This window comes from Lachnospiraceae bacterium JLR.KK002 (assembly GCA_036941025.1).
Classification (GTDB): Bacteria; Bacillota; Clostridia; order Lachnospirales; family Lachnospiraceae; genus Petralouisia.
Map to the genome: position 1 here is coordinate 226,268 of JAYMNP010000001.1, position 25,891 is coordinate 252,158.

Annotated in this window: 23 protein-coding genes and 1 pseudogene; 16 read left to right on the forward strand and 8 right to left on the reverse strand. The window is 45.0% G+C overall.

The window, feature by feature from the left end; genetic code table 11:
* Window positions 1-17: 17 nt before the first annotated feature.
* The 5 genes from panC (at window position 18) to VSQ32_01200 (ending at window position 4,845) form a co-directional block, all read left to right on the forward strand.
* Window positions 18-869, forward strand: coding sequence for a pantoate--beta-alanine ligase (panC, locus tag VSQ32_01180; GenBank protein ID MEH2941498.1), 852 nt, complete (start codon window positions 18-20; stop codon window positions 867-869).
* Between the two features lie 80 nt (window positions 870-949).
* Complete coding sequence (panD, locus tag VSQ32_01185; protein MEH2941499.1) at window positions 950-1,333, forward strand: aspartate 1-decarboxylase; 384 nt, start codon at window positions 950-952, stop codon at window positions 1,331-1,333.
* Window positions 1,334-1,381: 48 nt separating this feature from the next.
* Complete coding sequence (gene coaBC, locus VSQ32_01190) at window positions 1,382-2,593, forward strand: bifunctional phosphopantothenoylcysteine decarboxylase/phosphopantothenate--cysteine ligase CoaBC (protein ID MEH2941500.1); 1,212 nt, start codon at window positions 1,382-1,384, stop codon at window positions 2,591-2,593.
* A gap of 117 nt (window positions 2,594-2,710) precedes the next feature.
* Window positions 2,711-3,973 (forward strand): hypothetical protein, encoded by a 1,263-nt coding sequence (locus VSQ32_01195; protein MEH2941501.1) that lies wholly within the window; start codon window positions 2,711-2,713, stop codon window positions 3,971-3,973.
* Between the two features lie 80 nt (window positions 3,974-4,053).
* A complete protein-coding gene (locus VSQ32_01200) occupies window positions 4,054-4,845 on the forward strand; it encodes an SDR family oxidoreductase (GenBank protein ID MEH2941502.1) in 792 nt (263 codons plus the stop codon).
* Between the two features lie 175 nt (window positions 4,846-5,020).
* Here VSQ32_01200 and VSQ32_01205 read toward each other — a convergent pair whose 3' ends face one another.
* The gene (locus tag VSQ32_01205; GenBank protein MEH2941503.1) at window positions 5,021-5,644 is read right to left on the reverse strand and encodes a chemotaxis protein CheC; all 624 of its coding nucleotides are present in this window, start codon (window positions 5,642-5,644) and stop codon (window positions 5,021-5,023) included.
* A gap of 228 nt (window positions 5,645-5,872) precedes the next feature.
* On the opposite strand from VSQ32_01205, the gene VSQ32_01210 reads away from it, so the two are divergent.
* From VSQ32_01210 to VSQ32_01225, 4 genes are all read left to right on the forward strand, one after another.
* The gene (locus VSQ32_01210) at window positions 5,873-6,961 is read left to right on the forward strand and encodes a DUF262 domain-containing protein (GenBank protein MEH2941504.1); all 1,089 of its coding nucleotides are present in this window, start codon (window positions 5,873-5,875) and stop codon (window positions 6,959-6,961) included.
* A 310-nt stretch (window positions 6,962-7,271) separates the two neighbouring features.
* Window positions 7,272-8,495 (forward strand): transposase, encoded by a 1,224-nt coding sequence (locus tag VSQ32_01215; GenBank protein MEH2941505.1) that lies wholly within the window; start codon window positions 7,272-7,274, stop codon window positions 8,493-8,495.
* A 21-nt stretch (window positions 8,496-8,516) separates the two neighbouring features.
* Window positions 8,517-9,116 (forward strand): MAE_28990/MAE_18760 family HEPN-like nuclease, encoded by a 600-nt coding sequence (locus VSQ32_01220; protein MEH2941506.1) that lies wholly within the window; start codon window positions 8,517-8,519, stop codon window positions 9,114-9,116.
* A gap of 74 nt (window positions 9,117-9,190) precedes the next feature.
* Window positions 9,191-9,628, forward strand: coding sequence for a hypothetical protein (locus VSQ32_01225; protein ID MEH2941507.1), 438 nt, complete (start codon window positions 9,191-9,193; stop codon window positions 9,626-9,628).
* A 131-nt stretch (window positions 9,629-9,759) separates the two neighbouring features.
* Here VSQ32_01225 and VSQ32_01230 read toward each other — a convergent pair whose 3' ends face one another.
* The 4 genes from VSQ32_01230 to VSQ32_01245 all read right to left on the reverse strand — a co-directional run bounded on the left by VSQ32_01230 (window position 9,760) and on the right by VSQ32_01245 (window position 14,147).
* Window positions 9,760-10,767 (reverse strand): CAP domain-containing protein, encoded by a 1,008-nt coding sequence (locus tag VSQ32_01230; GenBank protein MEH2941508.1) that lies wholly within the window; start codon window positions 10,765-10,767, stop codon window positions 9,760-9,762.
* Window positions 10,768-10,974: 207 nt separating this feature from the next.
* Complete coding sequence (locus VSQ32_01235; GenBank protein ID MEH2941509.1) at window positions 10,975-11,832, reverse strand: carbohydrate ABC transporter permease; 858 nt, start codon at window positions 11,830-11,832, stop codon at window positions 10,975-10,977.
* 1 nt (window position 11,833) lies between these two features.
* Window positions 11,834-12,712 (reverse strand): sugar ABC transporter permease, encoded by an 879-nt coding sequence (locus VSQ32_01240; GenBank protein MEH2941510.1) that lies wholly within the window; start codon window positions 12,710-12,712, stop codon window positions 11,834-11,836.
* A gap of 115 nt (window positions 12,713-12,827) precedes the next feature.
* Window positions 12,828-14,147, reverse strand: coding sequence for an extracellular solute-binding protein (locus VSQ32_01245; GenBank protein ID MEH2941511.1), 1,320 nt, complete (start codon window positions 14,145-14,147; stop codon window positions 12,828-12,830).
* Between the two features lie 472 nt (window positions 14,148-14,619).
* On the opposite strand from VSQ32_01245, the gene VSQ32_01250 reads away from it, so the two are divergent.
* The 6 genes and pseudogenes from VSQ32_01250 to VSQ32_01275 all read left to right on the forward strand — a co-directional run bounded on the left by VSQ32_01250 (window position 14,620) and on the right by VSQ32_01275 (window position 22,168).
* Window positions 14,620-15,690 (forward strand): carbamoyl phosphate synthase small subunit, encoded by a 1,071-nt coding sequence (locus tag VSQ32_01250; GenBank protein MEH2941512.1) that lies wholly within the window; start codon window positions 14,620-14,622, stop codon window positions 15,688-15,690.
* Window positions 15,690-18,944 carry a carbamoyl-phosphate synthase large subunit gene (carB, locus tag VSQ32_01255; protein MEH2941513.1) on the forward strand — a complete coding sequence of 1,085 codons (3,255 nt, stop codon included), beginning with the start codon at window positions 15,690-15,692 and terminating at the stop codon, window positions 18,942-18,944. The genes VSQ32_01250 and carB overlap by 1 nt, the downstream gene beginning before the upstream one ends.
* Before the next feature lie 261 nt (window positions 18,945-19,205).
* Window positions 19,206-20,000, forward strand: a complete 795-nt coding sequence (locus VSQ32_01260; protein ID MEH2941514.1) for a PocR ligand-binding domain-containing protein — start codon at window positions 19,206-19,208, stop codon at window positions 19,998-20,000.
* 179 nt (window positions 20,001-20,179) lie between these two features.
* The gene (locus VSQ32_01265; GenBank protein MEH2941515.1) at window positions 20,180-20,689 is read left to right on the forward strand and encodes a ferritin; all 510 of its coding nucleotides are present in this window, start codon (window positions 20,180-20,182) and stop codon (window positions 20,687-20,689) included.
* Window positions 20,690-20,715: 26 nt separating this feature from the next.
* Window positions 20,716-20,982: a hypothetical protein gene (locus VSQ32_01270; protein ID MEH2941516.1), complete on the forward strand. Its 267-nt coding sequence runs from the start codon at window positions 20,716-20,718 to the stop codon at window positions 20,980-20,982.
* A gap of 379 nt (window positions 20,983-21,361) precedes the next feature.
* Window positions 21,362-22,168: pseudogene (locus tag VSQ32_01275) on the forward strand (Fic family protein).
* An 82-nt stretch (window positions 22,169-22,250) separates the two neighbouring features.
* On the opposite strand, the gene VSQ32_01280 reads toward VSQ32_01275, so the two are convergent.
* Window positions 22,251-22,718, reverse strand: a complete 468-nt coding sequence (locus tag VSQ32_01280; GenBank protein MEH2941517.1) for a CYTH domain-containing protein — start codon at window positions 22,716-22,718, stop codon at window positions 22,251-22,253.
* Window positions 22,719-23,066 carry a hypothetical protein gene (locus tag VSQ32_01285; protein MEH2941518.1) on the reverse strand — a complete coding sequence of 116 codons (348 nt, stop codon included), beginning with the start codon at window positions 23,064-23,066 and terminating at the stop codon, window positions 22,719-22,721. It abuts the gene before it with no gap.
* A 562-nt stretch (window positions 23,067-23,628) separates the two neighbouring features.
* Here VSQ32_01285 and VSQ32_01290 point away from each other — a divergent pair.
* The gene (locus VSQ32_01290; GenBank protein ID MEH2941519.1) at window positions 23,629-25,461 is read left to right on the forward strand and encodes a methyl-accepting chemotaxis protein; all 1,833 of its coding nucleotides are present in this window, start codon (window positions 23,629-23,631) and stop codon (window positions 25,459-25,461) included.
* 117 nt (window positions 25,462-25,578) lie between these two features.
* On the opposite strand, the gene VSQ32_01295 is transcribed toward VSQ32_01290, so the two are convergent.
* Window positions 25,579-25,767 carry an alpha/beta-type small acid-soluble spore protein gene (locus tag VSQ32_01295; protein MEH2941520.1) on the reverse strand — a complete coding sequence of 63 codons (189 nt, stop codon included), beginning with the start codon at window positions 25,765-25,767 and terminating at the stop codon, window positions 25,579-25,581.
* Window positions 25,768-25,891 lie beyond the last annotated feature (124 nt).

The following is a 25,891-nucleotide window of genomic DNA, read 5'->3' on the forward strand; positions in this document are numbered from 1 at the left end:
ATGAAATGGAGGAAACCATGCAGATAGTAACGAACATAGAAGAATTGCGCTCCATTGTAAAATGGTGGAGAGGAGAAGGCCATTCCGTGGGACTGGTGCCCACCATGGGCTATCTCCATGAAGGCCATAAAAGCCTGATTGTAAAAGCAGTCAGTGAAAATGACAGGGTGGTAGTCAGTGATTTTGTAAATCCCACCCAGTTCGGAGTAAACGAAGACCTGTCCAGTTATCCGAGAGATTTAAACCGCGACGCCGCTCTCTGTGAAGAAGTGGGAGCAGATGTGATTTTTCATCCGGAGCCGGAAGAAATGTATTTTCCCGATAACTGTACATTTGTGGATATGGACCGCCTGACCAAAGGCCTTTGCGGGAAAACAAGGCCCACCCATTTCCGGGGCGTGTGTACGGTGGTATCCAAACTTTTTAATATCGTAACGCCGGACCGGGCATATTTCGGCCAGAAAGACGCTCAGCAGCTTGCAGTCATTCGCCGGATGGTGCGGGATATGAATTTTGGCATTACCATTGTGGGATGTCCCATTGTCCGGGAAGAAGACGGACTTGCCATGAGTTCCCGCAACACATATCTGAATCCGAAGGAGCGGAAGGCAGCCCTGATACTGCACGAATCCCTGACTCTGGGAGAGGAACTGATACGGGCCGGAGAGAAAGACGCTGTAAAAGTGAAAAATGCCATTGTGAAGCATATGAAAACAGAACCTCTTGCACGGATTGACTATGTGGAGATTGTGGACGGAGAGACCCTGGAGCCGGCAGAGACCATTGAGGGCCCCATTCTGGCAGCCACAGCAGTTTATATCGGAAAAACAAGGCTGATTGATAACTTCAGCTATAACCCGGAACAGTAACCGGCAATTGCGAAACAGGCCGGTTATCAGAATTTCATGTACAATTACCAGGGAACAGTAACCACAAAAGGAGAACAACCATGTATTTTAAAATGTTAAAAGGAAAAATCCACCGGGCAGTGGTAAAACAGGCAGAGCTGAACTACGTGGGAAGTATCACGGTAGACCCGGAGCTTCTGGAAGCAGCCGGAATCCTGGAATATGAAAATGTGCAGATTGTGGACATTGAGAACGGAAACCGCTTTGAGACCTATACCATTATGGGAGAGCCGGGCAGCGGCATGATCTGCCTGAACGGAGCCGCAGCCAGACAGGTACAGACCGGAGACCATATTATTATTATGGCCTATGCCCAGATGACCCCGGAGGAAGCGAAAGACTTCCGGCCTCAGGTGGTGTTTGTGGACGAGGAAAACAGGATTTCCAGAATTACCACTTATGAAAAACACGGGGAGATTTCCTGATAAAATCTGAAAGGATTCAGAATCTGCAGAAAGGAAGAATATCCGAATATGTTACAAGGAAAAACCGTATTGCTGGGGGTGACGGGAGGTATTGCCGCGTACAAAATGCCCAACGTGGCCAGAATGCTGAAGAAGCTCCACTGCAACGTTCATGTGCTGATGACGGAGAATGCCACAAATTTTATCACCGCCACCACCTTTGAAACCCTCACCGGGAATAAATGCCTGATTGATACCTTCGACCGGAATTTTGAATTTTCCGTAGAGCATGTGGCGCTGGCCAAACAGGCGGATCTGGTTCTGCTGGCCCCGGCTACCGCAAATGTCATCGGGAAAATTGCAAACGGCATTGCAGACGACATGCTGACCACAACGGTGATGGCCTGCACCTGCAAAATCCTGCTGGCCCCGGCCATGAACCACAATATGTACCATAACCCCATTGTCCAGGACAATCTGAGTAAGCTGGAACGATTCGGTTACGAAATCATTCCGCCCGATACGGGAATGCTGGCCAACGGTGATACAGGAGAAGGAAAACTGCCTTCTGAAGAAGTACTGGTGAACTATGTTCTGAAAGAACTGGCCTTTCCCAAAGACCTGGCCGGACAGAAGGTACTGGTCACTGCCGGAGCCACACAGGAAGCCATTGACCCGGTACGCTATATTACCAATCACTCCACGGGAAAAATGGGATATGCACTGGCCAAAACAGCCATGTTAAGAGGAGCGGAAGTTACGCTGATAACCGGAGCCACAGCCCTGAATCCGCCCATGTTTGTGGAAACGGTACATGTAATATCTGCAGAAGAAATGTATCAGGAAGTTATCCGCCGGGCGCTGGAAATGGACGTGATTATCAAGGCTGCGGCAGTGGCGGATTACCGGCCCGCAGAAGTGGCGGAAGACAAGATTAAGAAATCAGAGGGCGCATCATCCATTCGGCTGGAGCGGACAAAAGACATTCTGGCAGAGCTGGGCCGGATGAAACAGGCGGGAGAAATCCACAGTGTTCTGTGCGGATTTTCCATGGAAACCAGAGATTTGGAGGAGAATTCCAGAGCCAAGCTGGAGCGGAAACATCTTGACATGATTGCCGCCAATAATCTGAAAGTGGAAGGAGCCGGATTTGGCACGGACACCAATGTGCTCACCCTGATTACCGGAACAGATATTGTCCGTCTGGAGCGGATGAGCAAAGAGGAGGCTTCCGGCGAGATTCTGAATATAATCCGGCATATGCTTCCGGATATTGGATAATTTTGCCAAAAAAAATTTACAGAATATACATTTTTTGTTAATGCTGTCTAAAGAATTGTTGGTTATACTATAAAAAAGACAGAAATGTTGTAAAACTGCAACAAAGGCGGAAAATGTATGAGAAAAAAGATAAAAAGAACTTTCATTTTAAAATACAGTGTGTTATTATGTCTGACAGCGGCTGCATGGTATCTCCTGACAGCAGGAGAAGGACGCCATGCGGCCGTTTCTTTTTTCAAAAATATGGAAACATTGAAAACAGAACAGACGTCAGAAGTCTCCACCAGTACCAGGTTCCGGTATGAAAAAGAATTTCAGAATACCTTAAACCGTTACGGATTCTTCCAGTCCCAGTATCAGGCAGACTACTCTACTGCGGTGCCGGGACTGGAATCTACTGATATTCTGGGGGAGAGCTGCAATCGGATGGTTCCCCAGGGAATCTGTGTGGCCGGAGACTATATGCTGGTGACAGCCTATGACAATGGAGCTCCTGCGGGTAATAAAACAGAAAACAGGCGTGAAGTCAACCCTTCCGTGCTGTATGTATTGTCTGACAGGAATCCGGAGAACAGGCAGCTTCTGACCACGGTGGTGCTTCCTGATATCAATCATGTGGGAGGCGTGGCCTTTGACGGAACTAATATCTGGATTGCCAAAAGTACGGACCGGCAGTGCAGTGTGATTTCCTATGATACTATCCAACAGGCGGTCGGTTCCGGAAAAAGCAGCTATAAACTGCCGGAATATGACCAGAACGTTTCCTGCGGTGCGGTGGCTTCTTTTGTAACCTGGCACGACAACAGGCTGTGGGTGGGAACTTACGGAAACCGGGTCAGCGGCATGGGAATGCTGAGAAGTTATACTGTGGAGAAGCAGATGACAGAAGAGGGAGAACGTTTCACGCTGAAAAAGCAGGAAGAAATCGTAATTCCGGGCTTTGCCAACGGAGTTACCTTTACGGAGCAGGGCGGGGTAACCTGCATGGCAGTTTCAACCTCCAGAGGCAGATATTTTCATTCCAATATTTATTTTTATCAGGTGGTGAAAGACTGCTTTACCGGAAAGAATCTTTACTGCTGTTACAATACCTGCAGTTTTCCGCCCATGGCGGAAGAACTGGTATGTGACGGAGAGACCACATATCTGCTGTTTGAATCTTCGGCCACCTGTTACAGTACCCCCGCGTACCTGAAATGTATATATCCCGTGGACAGAATCTGTGCTTTTTCCAGCAGCAGATTATTCTGGACGAATCAGAGGGGAATTTTAAGAAGAACCGTTGAGAGGGCAGAACGAATGAACGTCCGGTTTTCATGGGATAAGGCTTATCAGGAACGAAAATACTGGCAGCAGTATATTGCGCAGACAGGAATATGAACATGTGCTGCCGCATCCGGCTCAGACTGTCAGGGGCTGCCGGCACGGTTCATCGGAACAAAGAAAGGAATTTATCATAAATGAAAAAATATGCAGTGATTACAGGGGCAAGCTCCGGAATCGGAGCAGAATTCGCCAGGATTCTGGCGGGAGAAGGATACAGCCTGATACTGGCGGCCCGGAGGCAGGAACGACTGGAGAAGATGAAAAAGCATTTAAAGACAGAATGTGAGATTGTCACAGTTGACCTGAGAAAAACAGAAGACTGTTATCGCCTGTTTCAGACAGTGGAGGACAGGCCGGTGGAAATCTGGATTAATAATGCGGGATTTGGAAATTTCGGCGCCTTTGCAGCCGGCAGTCTGCAGAAAGAGTTGGATATGCTGGATGTGAATGTAAGAGCCCTTCACATTCTGACCAAGCTGGCCCTGAGAAAAATGATGAAACAGAACAGAGGTTATATTTTAAATGTTGCTTCCTGTGCAGGTCTGATGCCGGCAGGACCTTATATGGCCGCCTACTATGCGTCCAAATCCTATGTGACAAGTCTGACAAGAGCGGCATCAGAGGAACTGCGCAGCGAAAAAAGTCTGGTTTACATTGGATGTCTCTGTCCGGGACCGGTTGATACGGAATTCAATCAGGTGGCAAACGTGGAATTTGCCTTAAAGGGAATCAGCGCCGCTTACTGTGCCCGCTGCGGTTATGAACAGATGAAACGGAGAAAAACGGTAATTGTTCCGAAATGCTCCGTGCGTCTGGCCATGACCCTGGGAAGATTTCTGCCGGAAGAACTTTATATCCGGATTGCGGCTCATCAGCAGAAGAAGAAGTCTGGAGGCAGGAAAGGTGCTGGCGCTCAGAAGACGTGACAGGCATTTCCGGATAAAAGCGCTCTGCAAAGCGCCCCGCGTCAAACTGTCAGCCAGAAAGCTGCCGTACCCGTGAATTTTTATTCCCGCGAGCAATGAGGCAAATAGCCATGCTTGTATGGATATTTGATTACAGGCATGGCAGCCTTCTGTATGGTATGGATATTTTGCTGTATCAGACAGGAAGCCCCAGCTTCTGGAACAGAACGTTCATGGAAGCATACTCCAGAATCAGAATCATACTTCCCTTAATCTGTGTGCCGGAGATACAGAAGCTCTCGTCAATGAACAGCACCTTTTTGCCAAGGGAGGTGAAATTGTGGGAGGGAATCGCCAGAATGTTGCCCACGGTATCAATATGGTCCTGAGGGGGAGTGATATTGATAAAAATATTTGTCATTTTGGCAATGGAATTTACATATGCGGCAGTGGTAATATTGCCCATTTCCCGCACAACGGATAAGTCCATTTCACTGATATCATCCAGTGAGGAAATCTCTTTTTCATAAAATGTATTAATCAGTTTTGCGGCAAATTCTTTCTGGATGATTTGCAGCATCATTCCCTGAATATCTCCGTCCAGCATAACGGTCAGTCCCAGTGCATAATTGTCCGGGCCGCCCAGATACTGGGAAACGTCTTCAAAATTGAGCAGATGGATATTGGGAATTTCTATATCTACAAAGGTGTTCAGTAAAGTTGCCAGAGCCGTTGCGGCATTGCCGGAACCGATGTTTCCGATTTCAGTCAGTACGCTTAACTGCATGTCGTCTAATTTGGTAATATCTGTTACGCCCATAAGAATCTCTCCTTAAATAATTTTTTTCCATTATATCATAAATAAACCCAAAAGGAAAAGTTTATTCCGAAAAAATAGTACAGGATTTCAGAGCAAAATGTCAGGTATGGGAAAGTTGTGCTGCCGGTTCTTTTCGTGTATAATAAAAAGAAAAGTAAATATTCTGATATCGAATGTGTAAAAAGTATGGAGGTATGTATAAAATAATTTTAAGAAAGGATAAATGGTATGGCTATAGAGAATTTGATAGAAAATGTGGACAGCCAGATTGTTAATATCAGAACCAGAAGTCTGGATGTGTCTTTTAATGAATTGTATGATATGTATCAGAATAAAGAACTGATTATATCTCCGGATTATCAGCGTATGTTTCGCTGGGAACCGGAAAAACAATCCCGGTTTATTGAATCATTAATTTTGGAGATGCCGGTTCCGCCAATATTTGTAATTGAAATAAAAGACGGAGAGTATGAGCTGATAGATGGTTTGCAGAGGATATCCAGTTATTTGCGTTTCAGAGGAGAAAAACTGGAAAATGATGAACAGGAGCCCCTGATTCTGTGCGGGTGCGATATAGTGCCTGAGTTAAATAATTTATCGTTTGAGCTTATGCCCAAAGCCTTGCAGATAAAAATCAAGAGAAGTTTTGTGAGAATGGAAGTAATCCGGAAGGAAAGTGAACCTTCTCTTAAATATCATATGTTCAAACGGTTGAATACAGGAGGAGAATTGCTGTCTGCACAGGAAATCAGGAATTGTACTGTAAGATTACTTGGCTCTAAAGGAATAGATTTTCTGGAAAAATGCAGTGAAAATAAAGATTTTCGAACAATTGTATCTCGCATTGGAAATGAGAGGGAACGATTGCAATACAGGCAGGAACTGGTATTGCGTTATCTTGCCATGAAAAATGATTTGGACAGTTATAAATATCCCGTAACAGAGTATCTTACAAACTATCTGGAGGACATTACTACTGGTGAACGGGAATTTAACTGTGATAAGGAATGGGATATATTCTGTAAAACTTCCAGATTTTTCGCTGAAAAATTTGGGAAAGATGCTTTTTCCGGAAAGACGAAAAATGAAATATACAAAAAAGAATTTGTATTATATTATTTTGACGGAATGTTTGTCTCCGTTGCAAAAATGATTGATTCATTATCAGCATGTGAAGATTTGTCAAAATTAGTTGATAAACTGAACGAGATTAAATTTGGAGAGGAATTAAAATTTTATAATACAGGAAGTGTGAATGGTGTAAAAACAAGGATAAAGATATTTACGGAAGGAGTGCAGGAGATACTTGACAGCTGATGAATTCAGAGCAAATTTAGAAAATGAGTTAAAATGGAGACAGGAAGAAATTGCATTTTTTAAAAATCAGTTAAATTACATTACACCACTTTACAACTTTTCCATAAAAAAAATGTCATACAGGACTTTCTGATGTATAATAAGTTTGCAAACAAAAAAATACGAAAGAAAGTGATCCTGTACGACAGACTTATTATACAACGAAAAAACTATAATTGGTAGACTTTATCATTATTTTTACATTTATTTTGAGGCTTGTTCCATTCCTACAGCCGAGACATTGGTCCTGCTCCTGCTGTCCATACTGACACTGGAGTCAGCGGATTCCATCCGTTTCCTTTACAGACATTTCCTGTCAAAGCTAACAGATAAATCCCTGAATGCCTTTTACTATGCCTGCTCCTATGCCAAAGTGGATTATTCCAGGTTTATGAATGCAACAGCATCTATGGCATTGAAACTAATCCCGAAATCCTTAGAGACGCAGCCCGTTTTTTTATGCATGGATGATACCATTGTTCCCAAATATGGAAAGAAATTTGAGGATGTCTCAAAACTCTTTGACCATTCCGCGCACAACGGCAGCGGCTACCTGAATGGGCACTGCTTTGTAAGTGTCATGCTCTGTGTGCCAATGTGGGATAAAGGCAAGATTGTTTACCAGGCGTTTCCGCTTTCCTACCGTATGTGGCAGAAAGAAGAGTCAAAATTAAAGCTGGCTGCTTCCATGGTACGCCAGGCCATGCCTGAATTACAGGAAAAGGCGAATGTCATTATCCTATGCGACAGCTGGTATACAAAAGGGGATCTGGTTTCTGTCGTGGATGAATACCCAAACCTTGGCCTAATCGGAAATGCAAGGTATGACTCTGTCCTTTATGACCTTGCCCCGCAGCCGACCGGAAAAAGGGGCAGGCCTGCAAAACATGGGAAACGTCTTTCGGCGGAAAAAGATTTTACACTTTCGGATGAAAAAATAGGCGGTTATTATATTGGGATGCGCCGTGTCCTTACAAATATTTTCGGCACAAGGGAAGTTTTTGCCTATGTGACAGCCACAGAGAAGGAAGGCGGTTCCAGGCGCCTGTTCTTCAGTACGGTTTTCCCCACACAGCTGCAGATTTTTTGTGCATGGCAGGAAAAGACCCCCCTGAACCAGACGGGGAGTGCATGGATGGATTACATCCCCTTGTTCCTGTACTCATTCAGATGGAAGATAGAAGTCAGCTATTACGAACAGAAAACCTTCTGGTCACTATGCAGCTATATGGTGCGCAGCCGGAAAGGGATTGAAATGCTGGTTAATCTGATCAACATAGCTTATTGTGCGATGAAACTGCTGCCATATCAGGATGAAGCATTTTCAAAGTACCGTAGGGAAAGCGCACAGGATTTCAGGTTTGTGCTCAGCGAGCGGATCAGGCAGGAGGTATTTTTTGCCACTTTCGTGAAAAAGAGCGAAAGTATAATAAAATCATCTGCCCTTATGAGAGCCTTAAAATACCTTGTTCAGCAAAAGGAGCGCTATTTATAATAGTTGTAAAGTGGTGATTACATTACAGAACATGATAAAAACAGGTATCGTAAGTCTCTGGTATTAATTTTATATTCTCATCTGGAAGGATACATAAAATTAAGTTTACAGACGTATGTACAATATATTAATTCATTATCGTTGGCAAGGGAGACGGTAAAAACCGGTTTAAAGGCTGCTTCCATGAATAAAGAATTTAATGCATATGATAATCTGGACAGAAAATGCGAGATTTTTCGGAGAGAACTGCCAGATGATTCAAGTCTGCACAGATTTTTCAGACGTGTGGATTTTATGTCTCAATATGAAGAATTCATGGAAGAAAATCTGGAGCTAGATGACAGTATTATTAATACGGAATCAAATTTATGGTATGTGGTATTGCAAAAAAATTTATATAAGCTGGGACTTCCGGTGGATTTGTTTCAGGAATATGAAACAGATATTGATGCACTTGTAAATCGTAGAAATTCTATTGCTCATGGGAATTTTCGAGCAGGTGTCTCAGCAGAAGAATTTCAAAAATGGGAAAAGGGAACAATGGGCGTTTTATCTGGTGTTACAAGGTTGTTATATGATTATGCCTGCAATGAAAAGTATAAAAAGCAGAGTAAGAAGTGAATGGCAATAGTACATTAATATCATTGCCTGTAGCCAGATAACCAGGAATATCAGGAACAAGAAGGGAGGCTGCCATGGAAAAAGATACGCGTCTTGTGAATATTTACATTAAAATACATAACAAACATACCCTGACGGTGGAAGATTTGAAATATCTTGCAAAGTATGACCCGGAGTGTTTCGAAAAGACATGCAGGAATCTTGTGTACCGGATGCCGGAAACCAGGGAAATTCTGCAACCGGAGCAGGAGCCGGGGGAAGAAAAGCAGGTTCCGGAACCTGTGCCGGTTTTTGAAAAGGCGCCGCCGGACAAACAGCAGATAGAAGCGGTTCTGGCCAATCTGAAACAGATGGAGTTGAAAGAACTTCCCGTTGAACAGGTGGATTCGGAACAGGTGAAAGAACTGTTGGGAAGCCTTTACATGGAAATGCTGTTTCCCCACAATGATATTGAGAAATTTTTCAATATGGCAGATTATGAGGAGTTTTCCGTATTTAACAAAAAAGCGTAAAATTTCTGCCCTCCTTTTTGTTCTACAGGAAAGACCTTGTTATGCTGACATGTGAAAGTATCTTCCTGTAGAATAAAAAGTTCTTATCATATCTGCATATGTGAAACGCTCGCTGAAGCAGCCGTGTTGATTTATTTTGTGACAGTGACAGTCTTTTTCAACGTTTTTTTACCCTTGATTTTTGCTGTGATTGTAGCTTTTCCGGCTTTCTTTGCGGTGATTTTGCCTTTTGAACTGATGGTCAGTACGGAAGGCTTTGAGGAACGCCAGGTGATGCCTTTTAAAATGTTTGCATTCGTGCTGTTGTTCCCGCCCATAATGCCAGGGTATACAACCTTGCAGGATACCGTTAAGGTTTTTGTTTTTTTCACCTTTATTGTGGAAGGCGCCTTTAAAGACATCTGTGTTATGTTTGCTTTGCCAACTTCCAGGGTTTGCATATAGCTTCCTTTTACTTTAGATTGTTTTTCAGACCCTGTGTTGCTGCTGCTGAATTCACCGGCGATGCCATGCCAGCCGCCGGAACTGCGGACAAAGGAACCAAGGCCAATGTATTGATACTTTGGATTGATTAAGCTGGTATAATGTCCGGTGACAGCATGAGAATTCTGTTTTACCCAGTCATTTTTTTCTCCGTACCACTGTTCCATTCCCTGCATCAGTCCGGAATAATTCCATGCCAGATTCTCAGCCCGGCTTTGCTGGTTATTTCGGCGGATACTGAAACAGCTCAGCCCATTTGGGCGGGTATGGCTTTCATTTACGGTACTTTCCGCAGCTCTGAGCTGTGCAATCCATTCCAGATCCGAAGACCATTTCATGGGTACATAATCTGCCATGGTGAGTTTGCGTCCATTGGCAGGATTGGGATAGCCTTTTTCGCAGGCTTCTTTGCGGATGGCGTTGACTCTGCTCAGGATTGCAGATTTGTCTTTCTGTTCAAAGGTGCCTGAAACACCCACAAGGATGTTGCCGTTCCCGGCTTTGTTTTTGTCCGCGGGACGGGTGGATGCCGCCTGAACGATGCCGGACATCTGAAACAGAGAAACTGTGAAAATTAATAAGAAGGAAATAAGTTTTGCCGGGAAATGTTTTCTTTCTGCCGAAGCAGAACGAGACGTACTTTGTGATTTACTCATTTTATTCTCCTTTCCGATAAAAATATGGCACAGGCAATTGCGAAACTATTAAATTGTCAAAATTTCATGTATAATTTCTGCACTTTCTATGAAATATTTTTTGAATTGCACATGAAATTGGTATAATTATTGAGTTTCGCAATTACCTGAAAAATATGGCAGGGTATGGTGTTCCATACTCTGCCACAGTTGTTTTTATATCAGGGTTTAGCCTTTTACACCGCCGGATGCAAGACCGCTGACCAGATTCTTTTCAATAATTGCAAAGAGAATAACCACCGGAGCGATTGCAAACAGAGAAGCGGAGAACAGATACTGCCATTCAATCATGTTGTAACCGTTAAAGATATTGATACCAACAGTCAGAGGTTTGTTCAAATCTTCTGAAATCAGTGTCAGGGCAACGGTATATTCATTCCATGCATTGATAAACACGAAAATCAGAGTGGTTACAATACCGGGCGCCGCTACCGGAAGCAGAATTTTTATCATAGCCTCCAGACGGTTGCAGCCGTCGATTTTAGCTGCCTGCTCCATTTCAGAGGAAATACTCATAAACGTGCCCCGCAGCAGCCAGATGGTAAAGGCCTGGTTAAAAGCAGCATTGATAAAGATTAATCCGAGAATGCTGTTTGTCAGGTTCAGAGTCATCATGACTTTGTAAATACCAATCAGAAGAACCACCGGTGCGAACATCTGGGAAACAATTACAAAACCCAGGAATATGATATCGCCTTTGAACTTCATGCGGGATAATGCATAAGCCGCAGGAATTCCGCAGAGCAGTGCGATAATCGTGGAGCCTCCGGCAATCAGAATGGAATTCAGCATGTATTTTGCCATGGGAGCTCTGTCCCAGATATCCGTAAAGTTAGACCAGAGGACTTTCTTTGGTAAAATTGTGCCCTGTGCCGAGAATATCTCGGAGCGGTCCTTTAATGCTGTGCACAGCATGGCAAAATACGGATAAAGAATCAGCACACATATAATGAATACAACCAGGTAAAGGAGAATCTTCAATGCAATTTTTTTGCCGTTTACCGGCTTCTTTACGTTTTCATTCATATTATTCATCTCCCTTCCTTAAAGTTACCACCATGTAGGCGGTCGCACATACTAACAGGATCAGAAATCCGATGACGGATACGGCTGCCGCTTCTCCCTGCTTGCCATTGTAAAAGGCCAGTTTGTACAGGTAGGTAACCAGAGTGTCCGTGCGGTTGCCGGGATCTCCTTTTGTCATATTCCAGATAATTGGAAATGAATTAAATACATAAATGATATTTAATACCGTGCTGACGGTCAGAGAAGAACTTACCAGCGGAATTGTGATTTTGAACAGTTTCTGCCAGTAGCTGGCGCCGTCAACAGTTGCGGCTTCGTAGTAGCTGCCGTCGATGGACTGCAGGCCGGACAGAACCGTAAAGGTAACAAAAGGTATGGTTACGAAAATACCGCAGGCAATTTCCCAGGCGAACCAGGCGCCGGCAGAAGGAGTCCAGTTTACTGCGTGGTCGATAATTCCCAGCTTTATCAGCAGTGTATTCAGCGTACCATAGTCCGTGTCAATGATAAATTTCCAGATACTTGCCTGTACCACCAGTGTGGTGGCCCAGGGGAATACCACGATGGCTCTGGCAACTTTGCGGCCCTTAAAGGCATTGTTTAACAGGAGAGCCAGAATAAATCCAAGCAGAGTGGAAAGGCCCACCACTGCCACTGTCCATACCAGGGTATTTTTTAAAACCATGGAAAAAGTAGGAGTTGACAGGATTTTTGTAAAATTGGCTAATCCGGTGAAGCCTTTAATCAACCCGGCCCTGCTGACTTTACTTAATGCCATCCGGAATACAAATACGATGGGAACCAGAATAAAGACAAGCATAAGCAGCACACTGGGTAAAATCCAGATATAAGGTTCTATTTTTCGAATTATTTTTTTCACAGGTTCACCTCATCATTCTTATAAAATGAGACCGGGCCTGTAACAGCCCGGCCTCATATTTCGCCTTAATCAGGGCTTGCGTGTTCACATCCTGGGATGCAGGTGATACAAAATGTTACGGAGCAATTTCTGCCTGTAAGCTATCAAGCAGTTCCTGAACATTTCCGCCTAACAGTGCATTCTGTTCTGCACTGATAACACCCTGTTTTACGTCTGCCCACTCAGTTTTTGCGGTAGGATAGAATTTACAGCTTCCTACGATGTCAATCCATTCAGCCATGGATTCGTCTTTTGCTGCAAGAGCTTCGCCGCCGGTCTTGGTAGCAGGCAGGAAACCTTCCATTTCAACCCATGCAGAGTAACGTTCGTCTTCAAAGAAATAGTCAAAGAAAGTTTTGATTGCTTCCATTTCTTCGTCTGTGTATTCATTGTCAAAGCACATGAAACGGTCCATAACACCGGCAGATACGGAAGTGCCGTTGTTGTTGGGGATAGGAGCCATGCCGTAGTTTACTTCATTGCCGCCGTCTTTTACATAGGTGGGAAGACTGTTAGGTGCGATCATCATGGCAACTTTACCGGTTCCGAACATATCCTGCAGGTCATAACGTGTTTCATTGGCAGGATCTGTGTTGGTATAACCATCATTGATAAGTCCCACAGCGTATTCGATAGCTTCCACATTTTCTGCGCTGTTCAGTGTCCAGTTTCCGTCAGCGTCTGTGAAGTCTCCGCCGTTGTTCCAGATATAGTATGCGAATGCTGCCTGACCTTCGTCAGTTGTCATATCAATACCCCATGGGTAAACATCCGGATATTTTTCTTTAATCTTCTTGCAGGCTTCTGTCAGTTCATCCCACGTGGTGGGAGGAGCTTCCACGCCGGCGCCTTCCAGGATATCTTTGTTGTAGTACATGGCACGTGCAGAAGCAAGGTCCGGAATAGCCCAGATGGTTCCGTCAACATTTGACTGCTCCAGGAACGCTTCATACATTTTGTTGTAGGTTTCATCTGATACATAATCTTTTGCAGGAAGAAGCAGGTCGTCCGCCTGGTAATCTGCAAATACGTCAATGTTCAGAATATCAGGAGCCTGATTGTTGGCAACACGGGTGTTGACTGTGGTGGAAATATCATTCCAGGAAATAACTTCCACGTTCAGGTCAATGCCTTCGTTGTCTTTTTCGAAATCAGTTTCAAAGGTTTTCCACCAGTCTGCTGTGTTCTGACCGTACTGAGCTGCAATCACGCTGATTTCTGTTTTGCCGCTGCTGTCTTTCTTTGTTTCTTCGCCGCTGTTCTCCTGTGTGGTCTCCGTTTCATCTTTTTTAGTATCATTGTTGGATGTGGGGGTGCTGCCACATGCCGCCAGGGATAATGCTGCTGCCATACTCAGAGAGAGGGCGAGAACTTTTGCCAGATTTTTCTTTTTCATAGTTTTCCTCCTTTTATGAAAGGCAATGTAATGGTCAGAATACAGGGATTCGTCTGTTGTCCTGAAGCAGCCGGTAATCCGGCGGTGCGTCCGCCTTCTGGCAGGGCAATACGGAAAATCCGGAATATATATGCAAAATAACAATGAAATTACATATATACTGAAAAAATCACTGCAAATAGTACAAATAAGGAATGAGATATACTCCGACATATGTACAAATTGCCAAAATTTTGGTGAATTAATATTAACATGTTATAAGTAATGTGTCAATACGGAAAATCAGATAAAGGCTTTGCACCTGTGATTTTGACTGTTATAATAAAAATCTTGAAAAATGGTCTGCAGTGTGTTAAAATCTTTACAATTCAGGCATAAATAAATAATGGGTAAAAGAACAGGAAAAAGACTGCAATGGTGCAATGAACTCTTTTTTTTTTGCAAAAAATCAGACAGAAAGGGCGGTAAATAAATGAAAGCATTTCTAATACTGGAGGATGAAACGGTGTTTGAAGGCATCAGCATTGGCTCTGCCGGAGAAGTAATCAGTGAAATTGTCTTTAACACTTCCATGACGGGATATCTGGAAGTTCTGACAGACCCCTCCTATGCCGGACAGGCAGTTGCCATGACATATCCCCTGATTGGCAATTATGGGATTACGCCGGATATGGAATCGGAACGTCCCTGGGCGGAAGGGTATATTGTCCGGGAACTGTCCCGGATGCCCGGTAATTTCCGCAGTCAGGGCACGGTGCAGGATTTTCTGGCTGAACATGATATTCCGGGAATTGCAGGAATTGATACCAGGGCCCTGACGAAAATCCTCCGGGAAAAGGGAACCATGAACGGGATGATTACCACCGATGAAAATTATCGGATGGAAGATATTATTCCCAGGCTGAAAGCGTACCGGACCGGAAACGTGGTGGATAAAGTGACATGCAAAGAGATTTCCACGTTAAAAGGAAAAGGGAAAAGAGTAGCCCTTCTGGATTTGGGGGCCAAGAAAAATATTGCAAAATCTCTGCAGAACAGAGGCTGCAGCGTCACGGTTTATCCGGCCCATACCTCAGGGGAAGAAATTCTTTCTTCCCATCCGGACGGAATTATGTTAAGCAACGGGCCGGGAGACCCAAAGGAATGCGACGATATAATAGAAGAAATCCGGAAATTATACGAATCGGGTATTCCGGTGTTTGCCATCTGCCTGGGCCATCAGCTTATGGCTCTGGCCGCCGGGGCTGATACCCATAAAATGAAATACGGCCACCGGGGCGGCAATCATCCGGTGAAAGATCTGGAAACAGGGCGGGTATATATTTCCTCCCAGAACCATGGGTATGTGGTGGATACGGAACACCTGGACGATTCTGTGGCGGTTCCGTCTTTTATCAATGTAAACGACGGAACAAACGAAGGGTTAAGATATATCCGGAAGCCTGTGTTTACCGTTCAGTTTCACCCGGAAGCCTGTCCGGGGCCTCAGGACAGCAGTTACTTATTTGACCGTTTTATCAGTATGATGGGAGGGGACCGGTAATGCCAAAAAATTCTGAAATTAAAAAAGTATTAGTGATTGGTTCCGGCCCTATTGTCATCGGGCAGGCCGCAGAATTTGATTACGCAGGAACTCAGGCGTGCCGCTCTCTGAAAGAAGAGGGGGTGGAGGTGGTTCTGGTCAATTCCAATCCGGCCACCATTATGACAGATAAGGAAATTGCAGATCAGGTGTACATTGAACCTCTGACTGCAAAGGTGCTGGAACAGATTATTCTGAAAGAACAGCCGGACAGCGTGCTTCCCACCCTGGGAGGACAGGCAGGGCTGAATCTGGGCATGGAACTGGCAGAGTCCGGGTTTCTGGAAAAACATGGAGTAAAGCTGATAGGAACCACAGCGGAGACAATTTTTAAAGCGGAAGACCGGCAGGCCTTTAAAGACACCATGGAGAAAATAGGAGAACCCTGCGCCCCTTCCATGGTAGTTAATAATATAGAAGACGGAATTGCATTTACCAATACCATCGGTTACCCGGTGGTGCTGCGTCCGGCTTATACCCTGGGGGGAAGCGGAGGCGGAATTGCCCGTAATGAAACAGAATTAATGGAAATTCTTGCCAACGGCCTGAGGCTCAGCCGGGTAGGGGAAGTGCTGGTGGAACGCTGTATTGCAGGCTGGAAGGAAATTGAATATGAGGTGATGCGTGACGGGGCCGGCAACTGTATTACCGTCTGCAACATGGAGAACATTGACCCGGTGGGCGTTCATACCGGAGACAGTATCGTGGTGGCTCCGTCTCAGACACTGGGGGATAAGGAATACCAGATGCTGCGCACCTCCGCACTGAATATTATTTCCGAGCTGAATATTACCGGAGGCTGTAACGTTCAGTATGCACTTCATCCCGCCAGCTTTGAATACTGTGTGATTGAGGTAAATCCCCGTGTGAGCCGTTCCTCTGCGCTGGCGAGCAAGGCTACGGGGTATCCCATTGCGAAGGTGGCGGCAAAAATTGCCCTGGGATATACCCTGGATGAAATCAGAAATGCCATTACCGGTAAAACATACGCCAGCTTTGAACCCATGCTGGATTACTGCGTGGTAAAAATCCCAAGACTGCCCTTTGACAAATTTATTACCGCAAAGCGGAGTCTGACTACTCAGATGAAGGCTACGGGAGAGGTGATGAGTATCTGCACCAGTTTCGAGGGGGCGCTGATGAAAGCCATCCGTTCCCTGGAACAGCATGTGGACAGCATGATGAGCTATGATTTCAGCGGCCTTTCCAGAGAGGAGTTAAGGGAGCGCCTGAAAAAGGTGGACGACCGGAGAATCTGGGTGATTGCCGAGGCGCTGCGCCAGGGGATTTCCTATGAAAAAATTCACGAGATTACCAGAATAGACCTCTGGTTTATTGATAAAATTTCCATTCTGGTAGAAATGGAAGAACAACTGAAACAGGAAACACTGACGCCGGAGCTTCTGAAAGAGGCAAAGCGGCTGGAATTTCCGGATTCTGTCATTGCCGCCCTTACCGGAAAACAGGAACAGGAAATCCGTAATCTGCGCTATGAACATGGAATTACCGCAGCTTTTAAAATGGTGGATACCTGTGCGGCGGAATTTGCAGCGGAGACTCCTTATTACTATTCCTGCTTCGGCAGTGAGAATGAAGCCTTTCCCGACAGAGAGCAGGGAAGTTCCGGCGGGAAAACCGGAGCGTCCGGTTCCGAAAAGCGCAAAAAGGTGCTGGTGCTGGGTTCCGGGCCAATCCGTATCGGCCAGGGGATTGAGTTTGATTACTGCTCCGTGCACTGTACCTGGGCTTTTGCAAAAGAGGGCTATGAGACCATTATTATAAATAATAATCCGGAAACGGTGTCCACAGACTTTGACATTGCGGATAAACTGTATTTTGAGCCCCTGACTCCGGAGGATGTGGAAAGTATTGTCCGTCTGGAAAAACCCGATGGGGCTGTGGTGCAGTTCGGCGGCCAGACGGCCATCAAACTGACGGAAAGCCTGATGAAGATGGGCGTTCCAATTTTCGGCACCAGGGCAGAAGATGTGGATGCAGCCGAAGATCGGGAATTATTCGATAAAATTCTGGAGGAGACGGAAATCCCGCGGGCGGCAGGCGGCACGGTATTTACTGCTGAGGAGGCCAGGGAAGTGGCCAACCGCCTGGGCTATCCCGTTCTGGTACGTCCTTCCTATGTGCTGGGCGGCCAGGGGATGCAGATTGCGTATACTGATGAGGAAATCGAAGAATTTATGGAAATCATCAACCGGATTGCCCAGGACCATCCTATTCTGGTGGACAAGTATTTACAGGGAAAAGAGATTGAGGTGGACGCGGTCTGCGATGGCACGGATATTCTGATTCCCGGCATTATGGAGCATATTGAGCGGACAGGCGTACATTCCGGCGACAGCATTTCCGTTTATCCTGCCCCCACCATCAGCCAGGAGGTAAAGGAGAAAATCGTGGAATACACCAGGAGACTGGCCAGGGCACTTCATGTGGTGGGCTTAATCAATATCCAGTTTATTGCCATGGATGAGGATGTGTACGTGATTGAGGTAAATCCCCGTTCTTCCCGGACTGTTCCCTATATCAGCAAAGTAACGGGAATTCCCATTGTGGATCTGGCCACAAGGGTTATTATCGGCAATACTTTAAAGGGTATGGGCTATCCCACGGGACTTGCGCCGGAAGCAGAGTATGTGGCCATCAAAATGCCGGTATTTTCCTTTGAGAAGCTCCGTGGAGCGGAAATCAGCCTTGGGCCGGAAATGAAATCCACCGGAGAATGCCTTGGAATTGCCAGAACCTTTGACGAGGCATTGTACAAGGCATTTCTGGGAGCGGGCGTACAGCTTCCGAAATACAAACAGATGATTATGACGGTAAAAGATGCGGACAAGCCGGAATCCGTGGAGGTGGCGAAACGGTTTGAAGCGCTGGGCTATAAGATTTACGCCACCAGAAGCACTGCGAAATACCTGCAGAATCATGGAGTCAGCGCAAGACGTATCAATAAGATTTCCCAGGAGTCTCCCAATGTAATGGATTTGATTCTGGGCCATAAAATAGACCTTGTCATTGATACTCCAACCCAGGGACGGGATAAGAGCCGGGACGGATTTTTAATCCGCCGGAATGCCATTGAGACAGGTGTGTACTGTATCACCGCCATGGACACAGCCAATGCCCTGGCGGAAAGTCTGGAACATGCCTGTGCCAGCGAAGAACTGGATTTGATTGATATTGCGAAGGTGAAGAATATTTAAAATCATCGACCAGGGGATACGCCAAAATGGCGTATGAAAACCGATTGTAATCTGTCTGATTTAATACTTTTTCCGGTTATTTTGTCAAAAAAATGTAAAGTGACATTGATTTTATCTTTATATTGTTCTAGAATGGTAGTTATAAGATCAGTCCTCCGGCATATGGTGATTTACCAGAACGAAAGATTTCCAGTATCGGCGGTTGATTGCCTGTTTTCAAATATTGTAATGGTATGGAGTATGCTGGAAAAGGAGGCTATTATGAAATTACAGGATTTTTGTGATATGGAAAAGTTCGAAGAAATCATGAATAACTGGGCGAGCAGTACCGGTCTTGCAACGGTGGCAGTAGGAGATGATGGTGAGTATATCAGCGACTGTTATAATTTTACGGATTTTTGCATTAAGCTGACCAGAGGCAGCGACGAAGGACGAAAAAGGTGTGAGAAAAATGACAGAGAGGGGAAGGGAGTATATCCCTGCCATGCAGGGCTGGTTGATTTCGGGATACCCATTACATTAGAAGATGGAACCGTGCTGGGGAGCGTGATTGGCGGGCAGGTATTGCCGGAAAATCCGGATGAGGAAAAGTTCAGGCAGACAGCCAGGGATTTGGGTATTGATGAGGATGAGTATATCAGGGCCCTTCGCGAGGTAAATGTTAAGACAGAAAAAGAAATTGAGGCTTCCGCACAGTTACTGGGGGATGTCATCAATATGTTTGTCAGAGCGAGCTATGCAACCATGCAGAATCAGAAACTTGTTCTGGAAATGAGGGAAGGAATCAGTAAAGCGGCAAAGCAGATTGTAGTTGCCAATGATAATACAAAGCAGATTGAGGGTTTCAGTAAGCGTCAGAAAATACTTGCGCTGAATGCCAGCATAGAAGCGGCCAGGGCGGGAGAAACAGGAAAAGGTTTTTCTGTAGTCGCAGATGAAGTTCAGAAACTTGCGCAGGGTATGGGCCGCACCAGCATAGAGATTAAGCGGGCACTGGAGGAAGTGACAGAGACGATTATGGCGTTAACCGGAGATGCTCAGGCTGATGATACCTGATTTTTCCGCTGAACATTTCATTGTCCGGGAGGAAACCGTTTTACTTTTCACTTGATATGGAAGAACAGAAAGATTATAATATATCCAGGTAATTGCGTAATTCAATAATTGTACATGAAATTTTGATAATTATATAGTTTCGCAATTATCTGACAGTACATTCACAGGGAGGAAAGACAATGAACGAAAAAGTTGCTTTTTTATTAAATGATCAGATTAACAAGGAGTTCTATTCTGCTTATCTGTATCTTGACATGGCCAACTTCTATTCACAGAAGGGGCTGGACGGATTCGCAAACTGGTATGAGATTCAGGCCAGGGAAGAACAGGATCACGGAATGCTGATATACCAGTATTTACAGAATAACGGAGAAAAGGTTACCTTTGAGGCGATTGCCAGACCGGATAAGACATTCGAGACAATTATGGACCCGCTGAAAGCCGGACTTGAACATGAGAGGTATGTGACGTCACTGATTAATACCATTTATGAGGCGGCGCAGGAAGCAAAAGATTTCCGTACCACACAGTTTCTGGACTGGTTTATCAAAGAGCAGGGAGAGGAAGAGAAGAATTCCATGGATCAGATTACCAAAATGGAACTGTTCGGAGATGACGCACGCAGCCTGTATATGCTGAACAGTGAACTGGCCGCACGTACTTATTCGGCACCGTCTCTGGTACTGTAACAGAGTTTTTTGAAAGGAGAGCATCTATGGAAGGACAGACAAATGGAGGAGTTGGATTTGGGGTAGCCTCGATGGTTCTGGGGATTGTTGCACTGGTAATGTCCTGCTGTTTTTATTTTATTTCCATTCCCTGTGCCATTATCGGTATCATATTGGCAGGTATTGGCCTGTCAGGGAATAAAGAAGGGAGAGGGATGGCCATTGCCGGACTTGTATGCTCTGTAGTTTCTCTGATTCCTGCAGCTATTGTTATCATAAGCGGTGTGTCCTTTATGAGTTCTCCGGGTGTTTAGACTGCCGGCAGAAAGTTCGTATCGGAATGTGAAAATCATCCGGGGGGTGTTTTGTCAGAAAAGGCATTGTTGTGTTAAAATAAAAAGTATTTTCCTGATATGATTAAGAAAATATACATATTATTTCGAGCCTGATAAAGTCATGAGGAGCTTTTATACTCATGGCTTCATTGTTTTTGTTAAAATTTGCAGGGCATGAATTTGCCTGTCCGATAATCCATTACCCTGTTTGGAATGGGTTTTGCAGAATGTGCGGACAGTATGGAACAGGCACGTCAAACGGCCGCCCAGGTTAAAAATGTATAAACAGTGAATTGCAAAAATCTGATAAGTCTGTATAATGTAAATGAAAACCAGAAGCCATAAGGAGGCAGGCATCATGACGCAGGATCCTTTCAGAGAATACATCCGACAGCAGGAGCCGGGAAAAAAAGAAAAAGGATATGCATGGTTTACAGCCATGGGTTTACAGGCGGTAGACCATCTGGAAACATCCGATTATCTTCAGAAAACTGCCGTGAAAAATATCGAAGGAGAAATTACCATGGCACAGGCCCGGCAGCTCCTGGACAGTTATTATGAAGAACGTACCGGACATGATACGAATGACCGGACAGAAGAAGCAGACAAAGTTTCGGTAAGAATTGCGGAACTTCTGGCAGAAAATGCCTTTTCATTCAATCCGAATCAGTACCTGGCCATTCACAGAAAATTATTTCAGGGAATTTATTCCCATGCCGGCCGGATACGTGATTATAATATTACAAAAAAGGAATGGGTGCTCGGCGGTGCGTCTGTGATTTATGGCAGTGCTTCGGAACTTCAGGCGACTCTTGCATACGATTTTTCCCAGGAGCAGGAATTTTCCTATAAAGGTCTGTCCATGGATGAAATCATTCATCACCTTGCTTTTTTTGTATCGAGATTATGGCAGATTCATGTATTTGCGGAAGGAAATACAAGGACGACAGCAGTGTTTTTTATAAAGTATCTGAAAACCCTTGGATTTGATGTGACGAATGATATTTTTGCAGAACATGCCTGGTATTTCCGCAATGCACTGGTCAGAGCCAATTATAATGATTTAAAAAACGGTATTCACGAGACCGGGGAATATCTGGAATTGTTTTTAAAAAACCTGTTACTGGATGAGAAGAATGAGCTGAATAACAGAAAACTGCATATCGGCAGCGGCAGTGCAGAGCGTTAGCTTCTGCACTGCCGCTGCCGATATGGACATGCAAATGTACCGGATATGCAAGTCTCTGTCAGCCAGGATTCTCTGAACTGTTGCTGCCTCTGCTCAGCACACTGTTGTGATATTTTTCAGAATACGTCACATCTTCCCCGAACCATTCCGGGGGAACAAAAGAATTTGCTTCTTCTTCCGTTTCAAATTCCACCTCTGCCAGAACCAGCGGGGCCAGTTCTCCTTCAAAAATATCCAGCTCTATGGTGTAGCGGGGAGGCAGGGGAATCAGATATCGTTTCTTGGCAATCAGAATTCCGTCTGCCTTGGGCCTCAGATGAAGCCAGGCTTCTCTGGTCAGAGGAAGGTTGTATTCCTCCCGTACCATCAGACCTTTGGATTTATAAGTAAGATAATATGTTTCATCCTGTCTGCGGATACGCACCACCGGCTCCGTACAGAGGTATCCCTGTTCAATCTGATGAAAGGGGAAGGATTCCAGATGAGCCGGCAGCGATTTGATTAAATATTTGCGCTCAATTTCCATTTAAAATATACACTCTCCTAAATATTTGTCGTGGGGGACGAACAGGCATTTTTCAACAGACTTCCAGTAACTGTTGTAAAGGTTTTTCTGCGCGGCTCCGTAGTTTTCTTTTGTATCAAATTCCCAGTAAAGCATGTACTTAACACTTTTTACAATGCGTTTGATTTCCAGGGGAGGAAGCCCCTCTCGGATTTGCTCCATGTCTATGTGATATCCTCTTTTGGCCAGCCGAAGCAGAAGCAGTCCTTCCTGTTTTTCCAAAAGGCTTTTCGCTTCCAGCATCAGTGCTTCAAATTCTTCTGTTTTTTGCGGTTTGACCTGATAAATACATATTTCAGTAAATGGCATATTTCATGTCTCCTCTGTTCTGATTTTTATATTACGGGAAATGTACATTTTTTTCTCTTATAGGATTAGGGTGTCAAAAGGTCTGAATTTCCTTTGCAGGACAATTTCCTCAATCTTGCACCACAATATCTATCAACGATGCGCCGCATCGCCTCAAGATATTGTAGCACAATCTTGAAAAAATTTGCTCTGCAATGAAAATGGACCTTTTGATACCCTAATCCTTATAGGAAATACCGTGTTACTGTGAAGTGCTAAAGTATATGGATTTCCTATAAGAGAAAGCCCTCCGGGCAGGATGCGCACTCGCACAGAAGGAAAATATTGCTTCGCAGTTGTGCTCGTTCATATTCTTTCAGAAAATTTTCATGCTATAATTATAGACGGATTTCCGGACAATTGCAACAGGAACGAGAGTTTGACATTTTGTCGTGTATGTAAAAAAATACAGCTTTTTGCTCCCGCTTTGTGATAAAATAAAGAAGCGCAAGGAGCAGGAGAAAATCAGGCGGGAGAGACAGGCGGAAAATTTTTCCGCAGCAGAACGGGAGTTTCCCGCAGAATGAGAAAGGAATGGGAGAACATGTTTGCAAATCTGAAGGTGCGTACGAAACTGGTTATATTGGCGGCGGTGGCAGCACTGTCTCTGTGTGCCATGGGGATTCTGAATATGAGCGGTATGGAAAAATCCTACCGGCAGTCAGTTTCCGGCATGAAAGAGGTTCTTTATGATGATTATGATGAACAGATTAAGGGACAGGTGGAAAATGTAATCACTCTGCTGGAAAAAATCTATGCAGAATATCAGGACGGTGCATACTCGGAAGAAGAGGCCAGAAAACTGGCGGCAGACCTGGTGAGAGAACTCCGTTACGGCGAGAGTGGTTACTTCTGGATTGATACATACGAGGGAGACAATGTGGTTCTGCTGGGACAGGATACGGAAGGAACCAACCGTATGGAAGCAGAAGACAGCCAGGGCTATCAGATGATAAAGGATATCATCAAAAACGGTCAGCAGGAAGACGGTGGATTTACGGAATACTATTATCCCAAAGAGGGCAGTACGGAAAATTATCCGAAGCGCGCATACAGTAAAGCCTTCGAGCCCTGGGAATGGGTAGTAGGTACCGGGAACTATGTGGACGAACTGGAAGAACTGGCGGTACAAAACAATGAATCCGTAAAAAATATATTTGAAACCACAAGGGGGATATCCATTGCAGCCATAGTAATAGTGGTTCTGCTGCTGATGGCAATCGCATTGTTTATTGTGGTGGATATTACGAAATCTCTCGGAGCAGTGGTCCGGCAGCTGAACTGTATGGCAGAAGGCGATTACACCAGAGATTATATGAAAAAATTTGTGAAGCGGCGGGATGATTTCGGCGGTCTGGCCAGAAGCATGGAAGATATGAAAACATCCATGGTGAAACTTATCAGCCAGGTGCAGACGGAATCTGAAAATATCAGTTTTGCGGCAGGTTCGGTCAACGAATGCGTAGCGAAACTGAACGACGATATTGCAAGCGTATCTGCTGCAACGGAGGAACTGTCCGCAGGTATGCAGGAAACAGCAGCCACCACCACAATGGCGGATGAATCGGCAGGAGAAATTCATGCGGCGGTACAGCAGATTGCCCGGCGTTCCCAGGATGGAGCACAGGGAGCTGCTGAAATCAAAGGCAGAGCAGAAAAAACCAATATCCGGATTAAGGGAGCGCAGGAAAAGGCAGTGCTGCTGAAAAAAGAAATCCAGCAGGATTTGGAGTCAGCCCTGGAGAATGCAAAGGTAATCGACCAGATTTACGAACTGTCCGGAGTAATTATGAACGTGGTTTCCCAGACCAATCTTCTGTCTCTGAATGCTTCTATTGAAGCGGCGAGAGCAGGCGAGGCAGGCAAAGGCTTTGCGGTGGTTGCGGGAGAAATCGGAACCCTTGCGGAACAGTCCAGACAGACGGTAATTCAGATACAGGAAGTAACTCAGGAAGTGACCCAGGCTGTGGAAAACCTTTCTTCCAATGCCAGAAAGCTGCTGGAGTTTGTAGTTAAAGATGTAACAGCGGATTACGAAGGATTCCTTACCATCGGAGAACAGTATGACCAGGACGGGGCTTCCGTGGATGAACTGATGAGCGAGTTCAGCACCATTGCACAGGAACTGTCAGGCAACATGGAAGGAATCAAAAATTCCATGAGCGATATTTCCAAAGCGGCAGAAGAAGGGGCGGAAGGCACCACAGAAATTGCCCAGCGGGCGTCCGTTATTGCGGAAGAATCTGCGGAGGTGCTGGAGCAGGTAACCAGAACAAGACAAAGTGCAGAAACTCTGCGGGCGGAAATCGGGAAATTCCATGTGAATGGAGCAGAGGATGTCCAAAAGGAAGCATAAACTGCATACAAAAGAGGATGTGGCAGAAAATTTCTGCAACATCCTCTTCTTTTACTTATGGTACAAGAGAAATCCTGTATCCAAAAACAGTTGTCGTAATGTCTGGAGAAGGGCAGATTACTGCTGTCCGCCGGACATCTGCTGTTCCTGTTTCATAATCATTTTCTTAACCATTTCTCCGCCGATAGAGCCAGCCTGAGCAGAAGTTAAGTCACCGTTGTAACCTTCTTTCAAAGGTACGCCGATTTCAGAAGCAACCTCCTGTTTAAAACGGTTCATAGCCTCTTTTGCCTGAGGTACTGCCATTTTACTTGTGTTAGAACCAGAATTGCTGTTAGCCATTTCGATTCACCTCCAAATATTTTTTCTTATTGTTTTCTGATAAGAACATCATTCCGAAATGGCTCATTCTTCGGAATGACGTCCGCCT

Excerpts from the sequence above, each read along its gene's own strand:
- VSQ32_01235 (MEH2941509.1), bottom strand. The coding sequence starts at position 11,832 with ATGAATGAAAACGTAAAGAAGCCGGTAAACGGCAAAAAAATTGCATTG.
- VSQ32_01265 (MEH2941515.1), top strand. The coding sequence starts at position 20,180 with ATGAACGAAAAAGTTGCTTTTTTATTAAATGATCAGATTAACAAGGAG.
- VSQ32_01290 (MEH2941519.1), top strand. The coding sequence starts at position 23,629 with ATGAGAAAGGAATGGGAGAACATGTTTGCAAATCTGAAGGTGCGTACG.
- panD (MEH2941499.1), top strand. The coding sequence starts at position 950 with ATGTATTTTAAAATGTTAAAAGGAAAAATCCACCGGGCAGTGGTAAAA.
- VSQ32_01260 (MEH2941514.1), top strand. The coding sequence starts at position 19,206 with ATGAAATTACAGGATTTTTGTGATATGGAAAAGTTCGAAGAAATCATG.
- VSQ32_01245 (MEH2941511.1), bottom strand. The coding sequence starts at position 14,147 with ATGAAAAAGAAAAATCTGGCAAAAGTTCTCGCCCTCTCTCTGAGTATG.
- VSQ32_01195 (MEH2941501.1), top strand. The coding sequence starts at position 2,711 with ATGAGAAAAAAGATAAAAAGAACTTTCATTTTAAAATACAGTGTGTTA.
- coaBC (MEH2941500.1), top strand. The coding sequence starts at position 1,382 with ATGTTACAAGGAAAAACCGTATTGCTGGGGGTGACGGGAGGTATTGCC.
- panC (MEH2941498.1), top strand. The coding sequence starts at position 18 with ATGCAGATAGTAACGAACATAGAAGAATTGCGCTCCATTGTAAAATGG.
- VSQ32_01295 (MEH2941520.1), bottom strand. The coding sequence starts at position 25,767 with ATGGCAGTACCTCAGGCAAAAGAGGCTATGAACCGTTTTAAACAGGAG.
- VSQ32_01285 (MEH2941518.1), bottom strand. The coding sequence starts at position 23,066 with ATGCCATTTACTGAAATATGTATTTATCAGGTCAAACCGCAAAAAACA.
- VSQ32_01250 (MEH2941512.1), top strand. The coding sequence starts at position 14,620 with ATGAAAGCATTTCTAATACTGGAGGATGAAACGGTGTTTGAAGGCATC.
- VSQ32_01210 (MEH2941504.1), top strand. The coding sequence starts at position 5,873 with ATGGCTATAGAGAATTTGATAGAAAATGTGGACAGCCAGATTGTTAAT.
- VSQ32_01200 (MEH2941502.1), top strand. The coding sequence starts at position 4,054 with ATGAAAAAATATGCAGTGATTACAGGGGCAAGCTCCGGAATCGGAGCA.
- VSQ32_01270 (MEH2941516.1), top strand. The coding sequence starts at position 20,716 with ATGGAAGGACAGACAAATGGAGGAGTTGGATTTGGGGTAGCCTCGATG.
- VSQ32_01280 (MEH2941517.1), bottom strand. The coding sequence starts at position 22,718 with ATGGAAATTGAGCGCAAATATTTAATCAAATCGCTGCCGGCTCATCTG.
- VSQ32_01205 (MEH2941503.1), bottom strand. The coding sequence starts at position 5,644 with ATGGGCGTAACAGATATTACCAAATTAGACGACATGCAGTTAAGCGTA.
- carB (MEH2941513.1), top strand. The coding sequence starts at position 15,690 with ATGCCAAAAAATTCTGAAATTAAAAAAGTATTAGTGATTGGTTCCGGC.
- VSQ32_01225 (MEH2941507.1), top strand. The coding sequence starts at position 9,191 with ATGGAAAAAGATACGCGTCTTGTGAATATTTACATTAAAATACATAAC.
- VSQ32_01230 (MEH2941508.1), bottom strand. The coding sequence starts at position 10,767 with ATGAGTAAATCACAAAGTACGTCTCGTTCTGCTTCGGCAGAAAGAAAA.